Source organism: Sphingopyxis sp. USTB-05 (assembly GCF_023822045.1).
Classification (GTDB): Bacteria; Pseudomonadota; Alphaproteobacteria; order Sphingomonadales; family Sphingomonadaceae; genus Sphingopyxis.
Window position 1 is genome coordinate 4336386 of record NZ_CP084712.1, and the last position, 17989, is coordinate 4354374.

The 17989-nt window shown below is 65.0% G+C and carries 11 protein-coding genes; 6 read left to right on the forward strand and 5 right to left on the reverse strand.

Features of this window, described 5'->3' with window-relative positions:
- Positions 1 to 64: 64 nt before the first annotated feature.
- On the reverse strand, positions 65 to 1342 hold the full coding sequence (gene purD / locus KEC45_RS20115) for a phosphoribosylamine--glycine ligase (protein ID WP_062185946.1): 1278 nt from the start codon (positions 1340 to 1342) through the stop codon (positions 65 to 67).
- On the opposite strand from purD, the gene xseA reads away from it, so the two are divergent.
- The 4 genes from xseA (at position 1341) to KEC45_RS20135 (ending at position 7238) form a co-directional block, all read left to right on the forward strand.
- Positions 1341 to 2774 (forward strand): exodeoxyribonuclease VII large subunit, encoded by a 1434-nt coding sequence (gene xseA, locus KEC45_RS20120; RefSeq protein WP_062185944.1) that lies wholly within the window; start codon positions 1341 to 1343, stop codon positions 2772 to 2774. The genes purD and xseA overlap by 2 nt on opposite strands.
- A gap of 75 nt (positions 2775 to 2849) precedes the next feature.
- Positions 2850 to 3062 (forward strand): DUF2093 domain-containing protein, encoded by a 213-nt coding sequence (locus KEC45_RS20125; protein WP_039576993.1) that lies wholly within the window; start codon positions 2850 to 2852, stop codon positions 3060 to 3062.
- Positions 3059 to 3991: a M23 family metallopeptidase gene (locus KEC45_RS20130; protein ID WP_062185942.1), complete on the forward strand. Its 933-nt coding sequence runs from the start codon at positions 3059 to 3061 to the stop codon at positions 3989 to 3991. Before KEC45_RS20125 ends, KEC45_RS20130 begins: the two co-directional genes overlap by 4 nt.
- 316 nt (positions 3992 to 4307) lie before the next feature.
- Entirely contained in the window at positions 4308 to 7238 is a 2931-nt protein-coding gene (locus tag KEC45_RS20135; RefSeq protein WP_062186998.1) for a TonB-dependent receptor, read from the forward strand.
- A gap of 91 nt (positions 7239 to 7329) precedes the next feature.
- Here the strand turns inward: KEC45_RS20135 and KEC45_RS20140 are convergent, their stop codons facing one another.
- Positions 7330 to 8328, reverse strand: coding sequence for a hypothetical protein (locus tag KEC45_RS20140; RefSeq protein ID WP_062185940.1), 999 nt, complete (start codon positions 8326 to 8328; stop codon positions 7330 to 7332).
- Positions 8329 to 8439: 111 nt separating this feature from the next.
- Here KEC45_RS20140 and KEC45_RS20145 point away from each other — a divergent pair, with 111 nt between their 5' ends.
- Positions 8440 to 9702 carry an aspartyl/asparaginyl beta-hydroxylase domain-containing protein gene (locus tag KEC45_RS20145; protein WP_062185938.1) on the forward strand — a complete coding sequence of 421 codons (1263 nt, stop codon included), beginning with the start codon at positions 8440 to 8442 and terminating at the stop codon, positions 9700 to 9702.
- Between the two features lie 18 nt (positions 9703 to 9720).
- On the opposite strand, the gene KEC45_RS20150 is transcribed toward KEC45_RS20145, so the two are convergent.
- From KEC45_RS20150 to KEC45_RS20160, 3 genes are all read right to left on the reverse strand, one after another.
- Positions 9721 to 11199: a sulfotransferase gene (locus tag KEC45_RS20150; protein WP_062185936.1), complete on the reverse strand. Its 1479-nt coding sequence runs from the start codon at positions 11197 to 11199 to the stop codon at positions 9721 to 9723.
- Positions 11200 to 11210: 11 nt separating this feature from the next.
- Entirely contained in the window at positions 11211 to 13790 is a 2580-nt protein-coding gene (gene clpB, locus KEC45_RS20155; RefSeq protein WP_252171262.1) for an ATP-dependent chaperone ClpB, read from the reverse strand.
- A 223-nt stretch (positions 13791 to 14013) separates the two neighbouring features.
- Complete coding sequence (locus KEC45_RS20160; RefSeq protein WP_062186995.1) at positions 14014 to 15582, reverse strand: leucyl aminopeptidase; 1569 nt, start codon at positions 15580 to 15582, stop codon at positions 14014 to 14016.
- Positions 15583 to 15738: 156 nt separating this feature from the next.
- Here KEC45_RS20160 and KEC45_RS20165 point away from each other — a divergent pair, with 156 nt between their 5' ends.
- On the forward strand, positions 15739 to 17895 hold the full coding sequence (locus KEC45_RS20165) for an acylase (protein ID WP_193749227.1): 2157 nt from the start codon (positions 15739 to 15741) through the stop codon (positions 17893 to 17895).
- Positions 17896 to 17989 lie beyond the last annotated feature (94 nt).

Below are 17989 nucleotides of genomic sequence, written 5' to 3' on the forward strand. Positions count from 1 at the left end.
CGGGCTTGTTTGTCGGGTCTACCTTAACGAACGGGCCACCATTAATTTCCTTGCGGCGGAATTTTTACTCCGCCTCTCGCGCGACTTCGCGCCACCCGATGTCGCGGCGGCAGAAACCGCTCGGGAAATCGAGCTTGTCGACCGCGGCATAGGCGCGTGCCTGTGCTTCGGTCACGCTCTTGCCCGTCGCGGTGACGTTGAGCACGCGGCCGCCGGCGGCGACGATCACACGATCCTCGCGTGCGGTGCCGGCGTGGAAAACGCGCACGCCTCCCGCCTCGGCATCGGCGATGCGGTGGATTGCGCCGCCCTTTTCAGGTGTGCCCGGATAGCCCTTTGCGGCCATCACGACGGTGAGCGCATAGTCGTGCGAAAAGGCCGGCGCCTCGGCCGCGGCGATGGTTTCGCTCGCGGCGGCGTATAGGAGCGCGGCAAAATCGCCCCTGAAGCGCATCATCAGCACCTGGCATTCGGGATCGCCGAAGCGGCAATTATATTCGATCAGCTTCGGCCCCTCGTCGGTGAGCATCAGTCCCGCGAACAGCACGCCCACATATGGCGTGCCCTCCGCGGCGAGCGTCGCCACCGTCGGGCGGATGATACGGTCCATCACCGCGGCTTCGAGATCGGCGGTGAGCACGGGGGCGGGGCTATAGGCGCCCATGCCGCCGGTGTTCGGGCCGACATCGCCGTCGCCAACGCGCTTGTGGTCCTGCGCGCTGCCGAAGGCGATCACATCAGTGCCGTCGGAAAGCGCAAAGAAGCTCGCTTCCTCGCCGGTCATGAATTCCTCGATCACCACTTCGGCGCCCGCGCTGCCGAAGGCGCCATCGAACATGTCGTCGATCGCGGCCTCTGCCTCTTCGCGCGTTTCGGCGATAATCACGCCCTTGCCTGCGGCGAGGCCGTCGGCCTTGATCACGACGGGGATCGAAAAGCCTTCGAGAACCGCAAGCGCTTCCTCTGCCGACGTGCAGCGGACATAGGCGGCGGTCGGGATCGATGCGCGCGCGCAGAGATCCTTGGTAAAGCCCTTCGAACCTTCGAGCCGCGCGGCGGCGGCCGACGGGCCGAAGGCGGGAATGCCGATTTCGCGGAGGCGGTCGGCAAGGCCGGCGACCAGCGGGGCTTCGGGTCCGACGACGACGAAATCGATCGCGTGCGCCTTTACGAAGGCGATCAGGCCATCGATGTCATCGGCGGCGATCGCGACACATTCGGCGTGCGCCTCGATCCCCGGGTTGCCCGGAGCGGCATAGAGCTTGGCGCAGCTTGGCGATTGTGCCAACTGCCAGCTGAGCGCATGTTCGCGGCCCCCCGATCCGACCAGCAGGATATTCATGTCAGTCCCTTTTCCCGATACGGCGTCCGACGATGGCACCGAAGCGCGGCTGTTAGCCGAGGCTTCGCCGGGGGACAATGCACCAGCCCTGTCGGTCAGCCAATTATCGGCGGCGATCAAGCGGACGGTCGAGGATGGCTTTGCGCGCGTGCGCGTGCGGGGTGAGTTGTCGGGGACCAAGCGTGCGGCATCGGGGCATTTCTACGCGGCGCTGAAAGACGATAATGCGCTGATCGACATGGTGATGTGGAAGGGGCAGGCGGGTCGCCTCGCCTTTCGGCCCGAGGACGGGATCGAGGTGATCGCCACAGGCAAGCTCACGACCTATCCGGGCCGCTCCAAATATCAGCTTGTCGTCGATACGCTCGAGGTTGCGGGCGAAGGCGCGCTGATGCTGCTCTTCGAGAAATTGAAGGCGCGGCTTGGCGCCGAGGGGCTGTTCGACCGCGAGCGAAAATATGATCGGCTGCCCTATCTGCCGCGAACGATCGGGGTCGTGACCTCACCGACCGGGGCGGTGATCCGCGATATCCTTCACCGGCTCGCCGACCGTTGCCCCACGCATGTCATCGTCTGGCCGGTGTTGGTGCAGGGCGACGGCGCGGCGGCCCAGGTCGCAAATGCGATCCGCGGCTTCGATGCGATTGACCCGGGCGGGCGAGTGCCGCGCCCCGACCTCGTCATCGTTGCGCGCGGCGGCGGGTCGATCGAGGATCTGTGGGCGTTCAATGAAGAGGTCGTCGTGCGCGCGATCGCCGATTGCCGCATTCCGACGATCAGCGCGGTGGGGCACGAGACCGACGTGACGCTCGCCGACTATGCCGCCGACGTCCGCGCGCCGACCCCGACCGCGGCGGCCGAGATGGCGGTCCCGGTGCGCGCCGAACTCATCTCGCAGCTCGCGACCTGGAACGGGCGGATTATCGGCGCGGCGAACCGGCATCAGGCGCTGGCGGGCGAGCGGCTCACGGCGCTGGCGCGGCATTTGCCGAAGCGCGACGCGCTTTATGCGCCGCAGCGCCAGCGGCTCGACGATGCGGGCGACCGGCTCGACCGCAGCCAGCGCCACCGGCTGACGGTGATTTCGGAACGGCTCGCGACGCGCGGTGCCGCGATGCGGCCCGCGCTGCTGGCGCGGCGTTGGGATCGTGACCGGGCGCTGCTCGAAGGGCTGGGGCGGCTGCTCGACAGCCTTGACCCCCGCGCGTTGCTGTCGCGCGGCTATGCGATGGTGCGCGATGCGGGCGGTGCGATCGTGACCACCGCGGCCAAGGCGCGCGGCGCCGGGCATTTGCAGCTCCAATTCGCTGACGGCGAGGTGCCGGTCGCTGTCGGTGCGGGCGATGGCGCGCCGCCGCCCACGCCCACGCCCAAGCCGGTGCGCAAGCCTTCGCCGGCGGAGCCCAAACGGGGGCAGGGCGAGCTCTTCTGAGCTTCCGGGGGTGGCTGCGCGGCGCGATGCTGTTATAGTCGCGGGAAAGACGTAACGCCGAATGGATAGAGAATCATGTTGATCGCCAGCCGCAACCGCCTTGCCCGTCTGCAGTACGGACCGAACGGTTTTCGCGTCCTCGCGCCCGGCGACCATGTGTTGTGCGCGGTGAGTGGCGCGCCGATCGGGCTCGACGAGCTGCGCTATTGGTCGGTCGCGCGGCAGGAGCCTTATGCCACTGCCGAGATTTCGGTGCAGGCCGAACTGGACGCCGCGCGCAAGGCATGAGCTTTGTGAGGGACTGGCGACGGCATGGGGCGGCGCTGACGCTGATGGTCGTTGCTGCCGGATGCGTTCCGGCCGCCGAAACGGACGCCCGGCCCGCGCCGCGCCCCGCGGCCCAGCCCGTAACGCCGCCATCCTCTCCGCCCGCGCCGTCCCGCGCGCCGGTTCGTGCAGATTTCGCATTGGCCGGTCTTGCCGAACAGGGCGCAGTGATGGTCGGAAAGGTGCCGAGCGACACGCGCGCGCTCACGCTCGACGGCAAGGCAATTCCCGTCGCGGCCGATGGCGGCTTCCTGATCGCTTTCGACCGCGACGCTCCGACCAGCGCGCGGCTCGTTGCGACGCTGGGCGACGGGCGCACGGTCGAACGCCCCATCGTGGTTGCGCCCGGAAGCTGGCGGTTGGAGCATATCAACGCGCCTTATCGGGGCAGCGCGGCGAGCGACGCCGATTTCGAACGGCGCCGGCCGGCCGAGCTCGCCCAGATCGCCGCGGCGCGCAACATGGAGGTCGTATCCGACGGCTGGCGTCAGACGTTCCGCTGGCCAGTCACCGGCCGCCTGTCGGGCTTCTTCGGCGCGCAACGTATTTATCAGGGCAAGCCCGGCACCTATCACAGCGGCACCGACGTTGCGGTCCCGGCCGGAACACCGTTCGTCGCACCCGCCGACGGGGTTGTCGTGCTCGCTGCCACCGCCCCATTCACCCTTGAGGGCAATTTGCTGATCGTCGACCATGGCATGGGGTTGTCGAGCGCTTTCCTCCATTGCCAGCGGCTCGACGTGAAAGTCGGCGACCGGGTTGTTCAGGGGCAGCAACTCGGTACGGTCGGGCGGACGGGGCGCGCGACGGGGCCACATATGCACTGGGGGTTGAAGTGGCGCGATACCCGCCTCGATCCCGGAAAACTCGCGGGTCCCATCGGCACTTGATACTGGCAAGGTTGCCGCCGAATTCGTAACCGATGAAACAAAATGTCGCGAAAGCGGCCCTTTTCGCGCATTGTGTTTCGCCGTCTGCCTCGCTTGTTGCAAATACGTCACAATGGCCTTTGAAACGACGGAAAGCGGCGGGAATTCCCTTTACTCACGATGAACGAACAGTCATCCCGCACGCTATCGGGGCATTTACGTGGCGACTTTTGTCGTCGCGTCGGGGGTCCAGGTAGTTCATCCATCAGTAGCAAGGGACTGCACTGTGAAGAAAACTCAATATTCAAAGCTGAAGCTCGGCGCCGCGCCGCTCGTTATGAGCGTGGCGCTGGTTTCGGCTCCTGCCTTCGCGCAGAACGCGCCGGCGGAAGACACCGCCACCACCGGCGAAATCGTCGTCACCGGCACGCTGATTCGTAACCCGAATCTCGAAAGCTCGTCGCCCGTCGCCGTGATCGGCGCGGACGAAGTCGCGCTTCGCCAGACCAACAACGCCGAACAGCTCCTCCGCGAACTGCCGGGCGTGACGCCGAACCTTGGCGGCAACGTCAACAACGGCACCGTCGGCAGCGCACGCGTCGACCTTCGCGGCCTTGGCGCGAACCGTAACATCGTCCTTCTTGACTCGCAGCGCCTCGCGCCGTCGAGCTTCTCGGGCATCGTCGACCTTAACAACATCCCCGTCGCGCTGATCGAACGCGTCGACGTCCTGACCGGCGGCGCTTCGACCAGCTATGGTGCGGACGCTGTCTCGGGTGTTGTGAACTTCGTCACGAAGCAAGATTTCGCCGGCCTTGACGCCGTCATCAGCGAACAGATCAGCGAACGTGGCGACACCAACGTGTTCCGCGCCGACCTCGTCCTTGGCGCGAACTTCGACGATGGTCGCGGTAACGCCGTGCTGGCGCTCAGCTATCAGGAAGCCGACCCGCTCTATTTCGGTGCGCGTCCCTTCGGTGAATTCACCCTCTCGTCGGCAACCGGCGTGGCTTCGGGTGACTCGTTCACCTCGTCGCCGACCGGTATTTCGACTGCGACCGACGATTTCCAGATTGCGCCCGATGGCTCGAGCCTCGTGCCCTTCTACAACGCGTTCAACTTCAACCCGTTCAACGTCTACACGACGCCGTTCGAGCGTTTCAGCTTCTACGGTAAGGCGCGTTACGAAGTTTCGGACAAGCTGGAAGTTTATGCCCGCGGCCTCTTCTCGAAGAACCGCGTCAGCTCGATCATCGCAGCTTCGGGTATCTTCGGCACCGCCGGTCTGACCGTTCCGGGCCAGAACCCCTATCTGAACTCGACGATCCGTAACCAGCTTTGCGGCTTCGCCGGCATCGCCCTGGGTCCGACGTGCGACAACAATCCCGCCATTCCGCTGCAGACGGTGTATCGCCGCTCGGTGGAACTCGGGCCGCGCATCAGCGAATATGTCACGACCTTCTTCGACTATTCGGCTGGCCTGAAATATTCGTTCAACGACTCGCTGAAGCTCGACGTCTATGGTTCGTACGGTGAAAGCGAAAACGCCGAAACCCGCACGGGCTATGTGGCGAACTCGCGCGTCCAGCAGGCGCTGAACGCGACCAACACCACGACCTGCCAGAACACGTCGAACGGCTGCGTTCCGCTCAACCTGTTCGGTCCGCAGGGCAGCATCACGCCGGAAATGGGCGCGTTCATCGGCGGCATCACCAGCACGATCGTCAACCGCACCTCGCTGGCGCAGGTCCATGGCGTTCTGTCGGGCGACTTCGGCGGCGCGACCGTGCCATGGGCATCGGAACCGGTTTCGTTCGCAGTTGGCGGCGAATATCGCAACTACACCGCACAGCGCGCGCCCGATAACCTGGCCTCGATCCCGGGTGAACTCGGCGGTGCCGGCGGCGCGATCCTTCCGCTCGACGGCGGCTTCGACGTCAAGGAAGCGTTCGGCGAACTTATCGTTCCGCTCGTTTCGGATAAGCCCTTCTTCGACGAACTGACCTTCGAAGCGGGTATCCGTTATTCGAAGTACAAGATCGACGCAGCGGGCGATCCGAAGTTCAACGCGACCACTTACAAGTTCGGTTTGAACTGGTCGCCGGCTGATGCGATCAAGTTCCGCGGTAACTTCCAGCGCGCGGTTCGCGCCCCGAACATCGGCGAACTCTTCGCACCGGTGGCAACGGGCCTGACCAACCTGCTGGTCGATCCTTGCGCCGGCGCGGCTCCGACCACCAATGCCAACCTGGCAGCGGTCTGCATTGCCCAGGGTGCGCCGCTGGCCTCGATCGGTTCGATCCAGAACCCCAGCGCGGGACAGGCAAACGCAACGGGCGGCGGCAACCCGACCCTGCGTCCGGAAAAGTCGGACTCCTACTCGTTCGGTGTCGTGCTTCGCCCGCAGGATCTGATCAGCGGTCTCACCGTCACCTTGGATTACTACAACATCAAGGTGAAGGACGCGATCACGGCCGCAACGCCGGGTGACGTTATCGGGGCATGCTTCGGCAACATCACGGCTGCTTCGGCTACCGATCCGGCCTGTACGGGTATCCGTCGTAACGCGATCAACGGTCGCCTCAGCGGTACCTCGACGGCGGCGAACCCGATCCCGGGTCTGCCGACGCCGCTCACCAACAACGGCCGCCTCTGGACCGACGGTATCGACCTTACGGTCAACTACCGCACCGACCTTGGCTTTGCCGAACTGCAGCTGAACTTCGCTGGTAACTATACCATGAGCTCGAAGTTCCAGGCGTCGCCGGGTTCGTTCGCACGCGAGTGCACGGGCTACTACAGCACGAACTGCGGTATCTCGAACGGTCTGACCGTCGGTTCGCTGCAGCCCGAATTGTCGTGGACCCAGCGTACGACCCTCTCGTTCGACAAGATCGATATCTCGCTCCTGTGGCGCCATATCGACGGCATGAAGTATGAAGGTCAGGCCAGCGATTATCTCGATCGCGGCTTCACCGACGCCTCGCGCAACCTGTTCAGCGGCACCATCACGGGCCGTGGCGAACTGGTTGGTCGCCAGGTCAACTTCAACCGCATCAAGTCGTACGATTATTTCGACCTGACGGCGCGCTTCGCTTTCTCGGACAATGTTGACCTGACCCTGTCGGCGTTCAACCTGTTCGACAAGCAGCCCCCGATCGTCGGTTCGAGTGCCGGTTCGACCTCGTTCAACGGCGGCAACACCTATCCGTCGACGTACGACACGATCGGTCGCCGCTACGCTGCTTCGGTGCACTTCAAGTTCTGATCCGCACCGATCGGACGAAAAAGGATGGGGCGGTCTTCGGACCGCCCCATTTTTTTGTGCCGACTATTTTATCGAAGGCTGTGGTGGAGGATTAGCCGAGCAACGGCGCGGGCAATGCCATGTCGATGCCCGCCGATGCCGCGACGGCCTCGGCCCAACTGCTGACCTTCTCGATCTCGTCGGCATGAAGCGCCTCGGCGGCGGTCTGGTCCGCGGCGCGCTGGCCGCTCGCAAAGGCCTTTCCGCTCTTTGAATCGCGCGCGAAGACGTCGGCGACGGTCGACGCAATTTGCGCCTCGGTCAGCGCAATCCCGAACAGGCTGGCCAGCGCCGCAAATGCTTCGCCGGGCCGAGCGACCAGCGTCTCGCTGTCGAGTGTCCGGATCCGGTCGGGCCATTTCCGCGCCATGTCGCTGAACAGGCGATGCTGCGCCAGCCAGCCGACGGCTGCAGCCTGAAGATCGGTGTGCAACAGATAGTCGCGCGGTTCGAAACCCAGGTCGACCATGCCCTCGGCGAGTTGGCGCGAGAGTAGTTCGCGAACCCACAGCCGCCCCCACATGCCCTTTCGGGCGATCGATCCGAGAAAGAGCCGCAGCGGCGCGTGGAGCAGCACGGCCTTTGCCTCGGGGCGGATCGACAGGAGTGCCGTGGCAAGGCCGTTGACGACATTCGATGGCTTGATGACGGTCGCTTCGCCCTCGACGAACGGACGCGCAAGCAGTTGGAGCGCGCTGTCGGTGACCATGCCGATCTCTGCCGGGTTGCCGCCGCGATGTCGCCAGCCGACCATGTCGTTCAATATCTGCGGCTCGCTTAGCGAATGGGCGGCACCGGGAATGTCAAAAGCCTGTGCGAGCAGGGTCGAACAGCAATAGGCCGAATGAAAGATGAAATGCGTTTGCGACGCGCCGCGCGCTGCCGCCAGCGCATCGCCGCGCTTCCATATCGTCGGGGCGTCGGTCGCTTCCAGATATTCGTCGGTCAGGAACGGCACCGAACGGCGCAGCGCGCGCGGCGCGCTCACAAAATGGACGGCGTCATTCCCTTCGTCATAACGGTGGGCAAGCCATTCCGGCGTCATCTTCATTTGTCCCTTTCGCCGGCACCCAATGCCTTGGGTTCCGTCTGCAACGATATCGCCCCTGCTTCAACAGTCGCCTTCGCTTGCGCCCGCGCGGCTAGTGGATTAGCCGGTCCTATGACCATCGATATCCAAGCGATCGAACAGGTGCTGGCGACCGCCATACAGGCGCGGCAACGCGGCGATGCGGCAGCCGAACGTCAGATTCTCGACGACGCCCTGGCGCAATATTCCACGGATCCGCGGCTGCACAACGCACGCGGAATGCGCGCGCTCGCCGACGGCGATTCCGGACAGGCGCAGGCGAGTTTCGCCGCCGCCGCCGCCGCCGATCCGAAAGAGCCGGCGCTGTGGCTGAACCTTGCGACCGCGTGCCGTGCGGCCGGCGATGACGAGGGTGAGCGGCGGGCGCTGCAAAGCGCGCTCGATATCGATCGCCGGCATTTCATCGCGCTGCTCCGCATCGCCGAACTGCACGAGCGGCTGGGCGAGGAAGCCGAGGCGGCACAGCGGTGGAGCAATATCGTGCAGATGGCGAGCGCGATGACCGAGCGGCCGCCGCGCGTCGAAGAGGCGCTGCAGCATGGACGCGCCTTCCTCGAACGCCACAATGGCGCGATCGCCGACGCCGTCGACCGCGAACTGGGTGCCGAGCTGGCCGCCATGGGCGCGGCGGGGCGCCGCTTCACCGCCTGTGTCGACAACAGCCTCGGCCGCCGCCGCATCTATCAGAACGAATGCGCGGGTCTTTTCTATCCGTTCCTGCCCGCCGACGAATTTTTCGACCGGTCGCATTTTCCATGGTTCGCCGAAATCGAGGCGCGCACCGACGCCATTCGCGGCGAGGCGCTGGCGCTGCTCGCAAACGGCAATGACGCGATCCGGCCCTATGTTCGGCAGGAGCCCGGCACGCCCGAGAATAAATGGTCGACGCTCGACAATTCGCTGAACTGGAGCGCCTGCTTCCTATGGGAATATGGCGAGAAGAATGAGAGTGTCTGCGCACTTTGCCCCGAAACGGCGGCCGCGCTCGACGCGATCCCGCAGAACCGCGTTCCGGGCAAGGCGCCGTCGGCCTTTTTCTCAATCCTGAAACCGGGCGCGCATATTCCGCCGCACACTGGCGTCACCAATACGCGCGCGATCGTCCATTTGCCGCTGGTGGTTCCGTCCGATTGTAGCTTTCGCGTGGGCGGCGAGACGCGCGAATGGCGTGTCGGCGAGGCGTTCGCCTTCGACGACACGATCGAGCATGAGGCGTGGAATCGCAGCGCCGAGCCGCGCGTCGTGCTGATCCTCGACGTCTGGAATCCCTATTTGTCGTCGGCGGAGCAGGATCTGCTCGCACGCTTTTTCGACATTACCTCGCGCGATCGCTAGGCTTCCCTTGCCGGACCTTCATCCGCCATCCATGGCCGCCAGCGCTTCCCGGATGGATGCGAGTTCGGTGGCGTAATTTTTCCAGCGTCCCGACGACTGGCTGTGGATCGCCGAGCGTGCTTTCCAGTTGCTCGGGGTGCGAATGACGGGAGCTGCTCCCGTATCCGCAGCCGCCGGATCGATCGGGGGCAGGCCCAGGTCGCGAAACGCATCGGCGATCACCGCATCGGGTGCGTGGACGAGCCTGTCATATTCGACCGTGATGATGTCGGCCCCAAAAATCTGCTCCCAATGCGCCATCAGCCGGCGATATTGACCGACATAGTGGAGCGCATCGTCGAGCCGGTCGCTGTAATTGATCGTTTCGGCAAAGTTCAGGAAGAAGATCGACAGGATATTGTCGAGCGTCTCGCGCCGCGTGTGAACGATGTGTGCCGCCGGGAACAGCGTCTTGATCAGGCCGATATGCAGGAAATTGTCGGGCCGCTTATCGGTGACATAGGCGGCATCGGGGAAGTTGGTGCGGATCGTCTGCAGATATTGGCCGCGCAGTTCGTCCAGCCCGGCGGCGGTCAGGTCGCCGATCGCTTCCGGATAGGGCATCAACCGCTCGTGGACCATCGACGGGATGAGGTCGAGTTCGCCCCCGATCCGGACAAGCGGATGGCGGCCGAGCAATTGTTCGATCACGGTCGAGCCCGACCGGAACATGCCGCAGATGAAGATCATCCGCTCGCCTCCGTCGGCGCCGCCGTCGGCGTCCGTGGCGGCGTTCGGGCGATCGGGAAAGGCGGCGATGAGCTGGTCGACCAGCATTTCCTGCGCGGCGCGATTGTACCGGCGCGGGGCCGGACGGATCGATTCATTGATCCGGTTCGCCTCGGCGACCACCGCGAATGCACGGTCGTAACGGCCGACCGTATCGAGCGCGTTGCCGAGCGCAAAGAGAAGCTCGGCGGCATCGTTTGGACTGTCGGCGCCGCCTTGCAATCTCTCCTCCAGATCGCGGATCGCGGGTTCGACCTCGCCCTTGTGGACGCGGATTGCTGCGAGCCTGCCGCGCGCATGGCCGTTCCCCGGCGCGATGCGCAGCGCCGCGCGGTACGCGTCGGCGGCGGCATCGGCCTTACCGATATCTTCCATCAGGCCGCCAAGGTTGAGCCACGCCGGCAGAAATTTGGGGTTCCGATCGAGCGCGGTGCGAAGTTCGGTTTCGGCCTCGGCCGTCCGCTCCATATATTCGGACAAAATCGCGGCGCGGTTGACGTGTACCGCCTCGGGCCTTGAAACATTGCGGCGCAGCGCTTCGGCATAAGCCTCGAGCGCCTCGGGATAGGCGCGCATCTGGCGCAGCACATAGCCGAGATTGAACCAGCCATCGGCATGATCGGGCCGGAGCACGGTCGTCTGCCGGAGCAGCGCGGCAGCCTCCGCATGGCGCCCCGTTGCAATGCTTCGCCCTGCGGCGGCATCAAGCCGCGCCCACTCATCGTTCACGCAAACCGCTCCTATGCTGGCGCGAGTTTCAGCGCGCCGTCGCCTTCGTCGACCTTGATCGTCGATCCGTCCTTCACTTCGCCTTTCAGGATCAGATCGGCAAGCGGATCCTGCAGATATTTCTGCACCGCGCGTTTCAGCGGCCGCGCGCCATAGACCGGATCATAACCGACACGCCCAAGCCAGGCGCGCGCGGCGTCGGTCAGGTCGAGCGTCACCTTGCGGTCGGCGAGCAGCTTTTGGACACGCGCGACCTGGATGTCGACGATGCCGCCCATATGCTGCTGCGCGAGGCGATTGAAGAGTACGATCTCGTCGAGCCTGTTCAGGAACTCGGGCCGGAAATGCGCGCGAACGACTTCCATGACCGCAGGCTCGGCCTGTTCGACCGGGGCGTCGTCGGGAAGCGCGGCGATCGCCTGGCTGCCAAGGTTCGAGGTCAGGATGATCAGCGTGTTGGTGAAGTCGACCGTGCGTCCCTGCCCGTCGGTAAGGCGCCCGTCGTCGAGCACCTGCAACAGGATGTTGAACACGTCGGCGTGGGCCTTTTCGACCTCGTCGAACAGCACGACCTGATAGGGGCGGCGGCGCACCGCCTCGGTGAGCGTACCGCCCTCCTCATAACCGACATAGCCCGGAGGCGCGCCGACGAGGCGCGCGACGCTGTGCTTTTCCATGAATTCGGACATGTCGATGCGGACCATCGCATTGTCGTCGTCGAACAGGAAGCGCGCGAGCGCCTTGGTGAGTTCGGTCTTGCCGACGCCCGTGGGGCCGAGGAAGAGGAAGCTGCCGAGTGGGCGGTTCGGGTCCTGAAGCCCCGCGCGGGCGCGGCGGACCGCGGTCGAGACGGCGCGGACGGCTTCGTCCTGGCCGATGACGCGCTGCTCGAGCGTGCTCTCCATGCCGAGCAACTTCTCGCGCTCGCCTTCCATCATGCGGTCGACGGGGATGCCGGTCCATTTGCTCACGACCGCGGCGATATCGTCGGCGGTCACTTCCTCGCGCAGCATCGCATTGCCCGCGGCCGCCTGCGCTTCCTCCAGCCGTTTTTCGAGGCCGGGGATGGTGCCATAAGATAGCTCGCCCGCCTTCGCGAGATCGCCGGCGCGCTGCGCCTGATCGAGCGCCGAACGCGCGGCGTCGAGCTCTTCCTTGATCTTCGCCTCGGCGTGGATCTTGTCCTTTTCGGCCTGCCATTTCTGGGTGAGCCCCGCCGACTGCTGCTCAAGGTTTGCAAGCTCGGCCTGCAAACTCGCCAGCCGGTCCTTCGACGCGGCGTCGCTTTCCTTGCCGAGCGCCGATTCCTCGATCTTCATCTGGATGATGCGGCGGTCGAGCGTTTCGATTTCCTCGGGCTTCGATTCCACTTCCATACGGATGCGGCTCGCCGCCTCGTCCATCAGGTCGATCGCCTTGTCGGGCAGGAAGCGATCGGAGATATAGCGGTTCGACAGCGTCGCGGCGGCAACGATCGCGCCGTCGGTGATCCGCACGCCATGGTGCAGCTCATATTTCTCCTTGAGCCCGCGCAGGATCGAGATCGAATCCTCGACCGTCGGCTCGCCGACGAACACCGGCTGGAAGCGCCGCTGAAGCGCGGGGTCTTTTTCGACATGCTTGCGATATTCGTCGAGCGTGGTCGCGCCGATACAGTGGAGTTCGCCGCGCGCGAGCGCGGGCTTCAACAGGTTCGAGGCATCCATCGCGCCCTCGCCCTTGCCCGCGCCGACGAGCGTGTGCATCTCGTCGATGAACAGGATGATCTCGCCCTCGGCGGCCTTCACATCGTCGAGCACGCCCTTCAGCCGCTCCTCGAACTCGCCGCGATATTTGGCGCCCGCGATCAGCGCGCCCATGTCGAGCGACAGCAGGCGGCGGTCCTTCAGGCTGTCGGGGACGTCGCCATTGGTTATGCGCAGGGCTAGGCCCTCGGCGATCGCGGTCTTGCCGACGCCGGGCTCGCCGATCAGCACCGGATTATTCTTGGTCCGGCGCGCAAGGATCTGGATCGTGCGGCGGATTTCCTCGTCGCGGCCGATGACCGGATCGAGCTTGCCTTCGCGGGCGACTTCGGTGAGGTCGCGGGCAAATTTCTTGAGCGCTTCATAGCGGTCTTCGGCCGAGGCCGTGTCGGCGGTGCGGCCGCCGCGCAGATCGTTGATCGCGGTATTCAGCGCATCGGCCTTCACGCCGGCATCGGCAAAGGCTTTGCCGACCGGGGTGCCCGCCGAAACTACCATCGCGAGCAGCAGCCGTTCGACGGTAATATAGCCGTCGCCCGCCTTCGACGCGACCTGTTCGGCCTGATCGAGCAGGCGCACGGCGTCATTGTCCAGGCCCGGCGTCTGCTGCGCGCCCGAACCCGACACGGCGGGAACCTTGGCGAGCAGCGCGTCGATGCCGGCAACCGCGCGCGCGGCGTCGCCGCCGCTCTTGGCGATCAGGCCCGCGGCCATGCCTTCATTGTCTTCGAGCAGCGCCTTGGCGATATGCTCGGGCGAAATCCGCTGATGGTTCATGCGGATCGCGATCGTCTGCGCCGCTTGCAAAAAGCCCTTGGCGCGGTCGGTAAATTTTTCGAGGTTCATTCAGAAAGCCCCTTTCTTGCCCAGCAAGATAGTGTTGCCATTTGGCAACACAAGGGTTGTTGAGGTGGCTAAAGATGCTGGGACAGAAAAGGTTCACGCGGAGACGCGGAGACGCGGAGCGGAAATTTCTCGCAGAGGCGCAAAGGACGCAGAGAAGAAATAGTGGGCGGCGTAGCCGCCGATCTCTTTTTCTCCGCGCGCTCCGCGCCTCTGCGAGAATTTTTTACTCGCTCGACCGCGCGAACCGGTCGAGCAGGCGTACGCCGAAGCCCGTCATGCCCTTGGGGACGAGCGAGGTCGCCTTCTCCGAGCGGTTGACCCCGGCGATATCGAGATGCGCCCACGGGGTCGCCTCGTCGACGAAGAAGCCGATGAAATGTGCGCCCAAGCTGGCGCCGGGACCTTGGCCCGTCGCGGAGTTGCGGATGTCGGCGATGTCGGACTTCATCCGCTCGGCATAATCCTTATGGAGCGGCAGGCGCCATAATTCTTCGCCGCTTGCCGTGCCTGCGGCGGTAAGCCGCGCCGCGAGTGCTTCGTCGCGTGCGAAGAGACCCGCATAGCTGTTGTCGAGCGCGCCGACGACCGCACCGGTCAGCGTCGCGATATTCACGATCGCCTTGGGTTTGTAGGTCTTTGCGACATATTCATTGGCGTCGGCGAGGACCAGGCGCCCCTCGGCGTCGGCGTTGACCATTTCGATCGTCTTGCCCGACATGGTGCGGGTGACGTCGCCCGGACGCTGCGCATTCCCGTCGGGCATATTCTCGGCAAGCGCCGCGACACCGACGACATGTACCGGCGCGCGCGATTTGGCGAGCGACACGACCGCGCCGATTGCCGACGCGGCGCCCGACATATCGCCCTTCATATTGCCCATCCCGGCGCCGGGTTTGAGGGACAGGCCGCCCGAATCGAAAGTAATGCCCTTGCCGACGAAGGCTGTCGGTGCGTCGGGCGCGTTCGCGCCGCGATAGCGGACCAGCAGCAGCCGCGACCCGCGCGGGCTGCCCTGACCGACGCCGACGAGCGTGCCCATGCCGAGCTTGCGCATCGCCGCTTCGTCCAGCACTTCGATGCTGACGCCCGCGACGCCCGCAAATGCCTTGCGCGCCTCGGCGACGAACGTCTCGGGATAGATGACGTTCGCCGGTTCGTTCGCGAGGTCGCGCGACAGGCGCACGCCGTCGGCGAGCGGTTTCCAGCGATTGGTGAAGGCGGCTTCGGCGCCCGACGGATTGGCGCCGACGAAGGTTACGGCGCCGGTTGCCGGGACCTTTTTGCCGACTGTCTGATAGCGGTCGAACCGATATTGGCCGAGCGTGAAGCCATAAGCGACATCGGCGGCGGAGGCGTCGCCAAAGGCGCCCGCGATCGCCACCGGCTGCGCTTCGCTCTTGAGTTCCTGCGCCGCCTTGCCGCCGGCCTCGGCGAGCGCAAGCGACGAGGGCGTGGGCCCTGCGCCGACCAGCAGGATGCGGGGATGCGCGCCGATGCCGCGAAGCGACAGGGTCGATCCCGGCTTGCCGTCGAAGCTGGCTGCGGCGATCGCCGTGGTGATTGCCTGCCGTTCGGCGGCGTTCAGCGATACGCCGTCGAGCGGCGGCAAGGTTGCGTCGGTCATCACGACAACGAGGGCAGCGCCTGCGGGCGCATTCGCGGCAAAGCCGATCGCGCGCTCGGCACTGTTGCCGACAGTTGCGGGAACGACGCCCGATCCGGCGATGTCCTGTGCCATCGCGGCCGGCGCGATGGTGAGCGACAGGCAAGCGGAAAGGAGCAGATGTTTCATGCGCATGGTTCGATATTCCCCGTTGTTCAATGACCTGCACCCTGCATAGCGGGGGAGCGCGCGCCCGCAAATCCGGCTCGACGAACGACAGTCGCTTGCCATCGGACGACATGGCGGTCACATAGCCCTGCGGGCCAAACCGTAAGAGGACCAACAATGCTGCGACGGATTTTTCTGGGGTTCCTGTTGCTGCTGGCGGTTGCCGCCGTATCGCTCGCTTTCTGGGAACCGCTGACTGCCGAGGCGCCCGCAGCGCCTGCCTTCAAGCCCAGCGACGTCCGTATCGCGCGCGATAAATTCGGCGTGCCGCATATCTTCGGCAAGACCGACGCCGATGTGGCCTATGGCGTCGCCTATGCCCATGCCGAGGACGATTTCTCGACCTTGCAGGAAGTGCTGGCGATGACGCGCGGCCGTGCCGGCGCGATGCTGGGCGAGGATGGCGCGAAGATCGACTATGCGGAGGCGCTGCTGGGCGTGCGGGCAACCACCGCGCGCGACTGGCCCCGCCTTCCCGCCGATGTGCGGGCATTGTTCACCGCTTATGCCGCAGGGCTCAACCATTATGCCGACAAGCATCCGGGTGAGGTGCGCCTGTCGGGGTTGTTCCCGGTGACCGGCGAGGATGTCGTTGCGGGCTTCGTGCTGCGTTCGCCCTTCTTCTTCGGGCTCGATTCGGTGCTTGGCTCGCTCGTCGAGGACAAGGCTCTGGCGCGTGAGGGCGGCCCGGCGCTCGACGCGACGGGCAAGCTCGTTCCGCGTGAATTGACCCCGGTCGGCCGCGATCCGGCCGACAATGGATCGAATGGCATGGCGGTGGCGCCCGCGCGCTCGACCGACGGCGCAACGCGGCTCGTGTCGAACTCGCACCAGCCGTGGACGGGCGGCGTCGCCTGGTACGAACTTGTCGTCCATTCGGAAGAGGGCTGGGATTTTGCGGGCGCGAACTTCCCCGGCTCGCCCTATCCCTTCCTCGGGCACAATAAATATCTCGGTTGGACCAACACCGTGAACCGGCCCGATTTGATCGACGTGTACAAGCTTGCTCTCGACGACAGCGGCAAGAATTACCGCTTCGACGGCCAGTGGCGCCCGCTCGAGGAAAAGCGCATCTGGTTGAAGGTCAAGGTCGGCCCCTTCGTGCTGCCCGTGCCGCGGACCATATATCGCTCCGTCCACGGGCCGGTGGTAAAAAATGAAAAGGGCGCTTTTGCGATCCGCTATGCAGGGATCGACCAGGCAAATATGGTCACCCAATATTACCGCCTGAACAAGGCGAAGAATTTCGCCGAATGGCGCGCGGCGATGGCCGGGCAGGGTGTGCCCGCGACCAATTTCATCTACGCCGATGCGAAGGGCAATATCGGGCTTTTCTATAATGCGATGTTCCCCGACCGGCCCGCCGGATTCAACTGGCGCGGCGTGCTGCCCGGCGACACGTCGGCGGATTTGTGGACGAAGACGCTGCCGTTCGACCGTGTGCCCGCGCTGGTCAATCCGCGCTCGGGCTATGTGATGAACGCGAATAACACGCCTTGGGTCGCGGCGGGCCCTGGCGACGAACTTGATGCCGCAGCTTTTTCACCGCTGCTCGGCATCGAGGATGATATGACCAATCGCGCGACGCGGCTGATCGAACTGTTCGAGGCATCGGGGCAGATCGACGCGGCGCGGCTGAAGACGATCAAATATGACACCGCCTATTCAAAGACGGGCTATGCAAAGGCGTGGATGGCCCGGCTGCTTGCGCTCGATACAAAGGGCGATCCTGCGTTGGCGCAGGCGCAGAAACTGCTCAGCGAATGGGACTGGAATCTCGATGGCCGGGGGAAGGGCGATGCGCTGGCGCTGATGGTGCTGCGCCCCGCCAACGGCAGCCATTACCAGCGCCGTGCGGCACCCGATCCGCGGACAGTGCTGAAAGAGGCCGTCGCGCATCTGCAGGATCATTTCGACGGGCTCGATCCCAAGCTCGGGACCGTATTGCGGCTGCGGCACGGCGAGGGGGCGAACCGTGTCGACCTGCCGCTCGATGGCGGCAACGACACGGTGCGGGCGTCGACGTTGTGGGATGCCGAACCCGACGGGCGGTTGAAGGTGCGCCATGGCGACAGCTTCATCATGTTCGTGACCTGGGACAAGGATGGCAAGGTCCAGTCGGAATCGATCCAGCCATTCGGGTCGGCGACGACGCGCCCTGATAGTCCGCATTACAATGATCAGGCACCGCTGTTCGTGGCGCACAAGCTGAAGCCGGTGCTGTTCGATCCGGCGGCGCTGAAGGCGAGCGGGGCCCGATTCTATCGGCCTTGAAAGCCGCGAACCGCTGTCCTAAACCATTGATACAGTGCCGTCCGGCACCCGGTCGCACGCGGGCATCAGGCCTGCGCCCGTACAAGAGGATTCT

Bases quoted from the DNA above. Each gene is read 5' to 3' on its own strand.
- xseA (WP_062185944.1), top strand. From the start codon at position 1,341: ATGTCAGTCCCTTTTCCCGATACGGCGTCCGACGATGGCACCGAAGCG.
- clpB (WP_252171262.1), bottom strand. From the start codon at position 13,790: ATGAACCTCGAAAAATTTACCGACCGCGCCAAGGGCTTTTTGCAAGCG.
- KEC45_RS20125 (WP_039576993.1), top strand. From the start codon at position 2,850: ATGTTGATCGCCAGCCGCAACCGCCTTGCCCGTCTGCAGTACGGACCG.
- KEC45_RS20160 (WP_062186995.1), bottom strand. From the start codon at position 15,582: ATGAAACATCTGCTCCTTTCCGCTTGCCTGTCGCTCACCATCGCGCCG.
- purD (WP_062185946.1), bottom strand. From the start codon at position 1,342: ATGAATATCCTGCTGGTCGGATCGGGGGGCCGCGAACATGCGCTCAGC.
- KEC45_RS20135 (WP_062186998.1), top strand. From the start codon at position 4,308: ATGAGCGTGGCGCTGGTTTCGGCTCCTGCCTTCGCGCAGAACGCGCCG.
- KEC45_RS20130 (WP_062185942.1), top strand. From the start codon at position 3,059: ATGAGCTTTGTGAGGGACTGGCGACGGCATGGGGCGGCGCTGACGCTG.
- KEC45_RS20140 (WP_062185940.1), bottom strand. From the start codon at position 8,328: ATGAAGATGACGCCGGAATGGCTTGCCCACCGTTATGACGAAGGGAAT.
- KEC45_RS20145 (WP_062185938.1), top strand. From the start codon at position 8,440: ATGACCATCGATATCCAAGCGATCGAACAGGTGCTGGCGACCGCCATA.
- KEC45_RS20165 (WP_193749227.1), top strand. From the start codon at position 15,739: ATGCTGCGACGGATTTTTCTGGGGTTCCTGTTGCTGCTGGCGGTTGCC.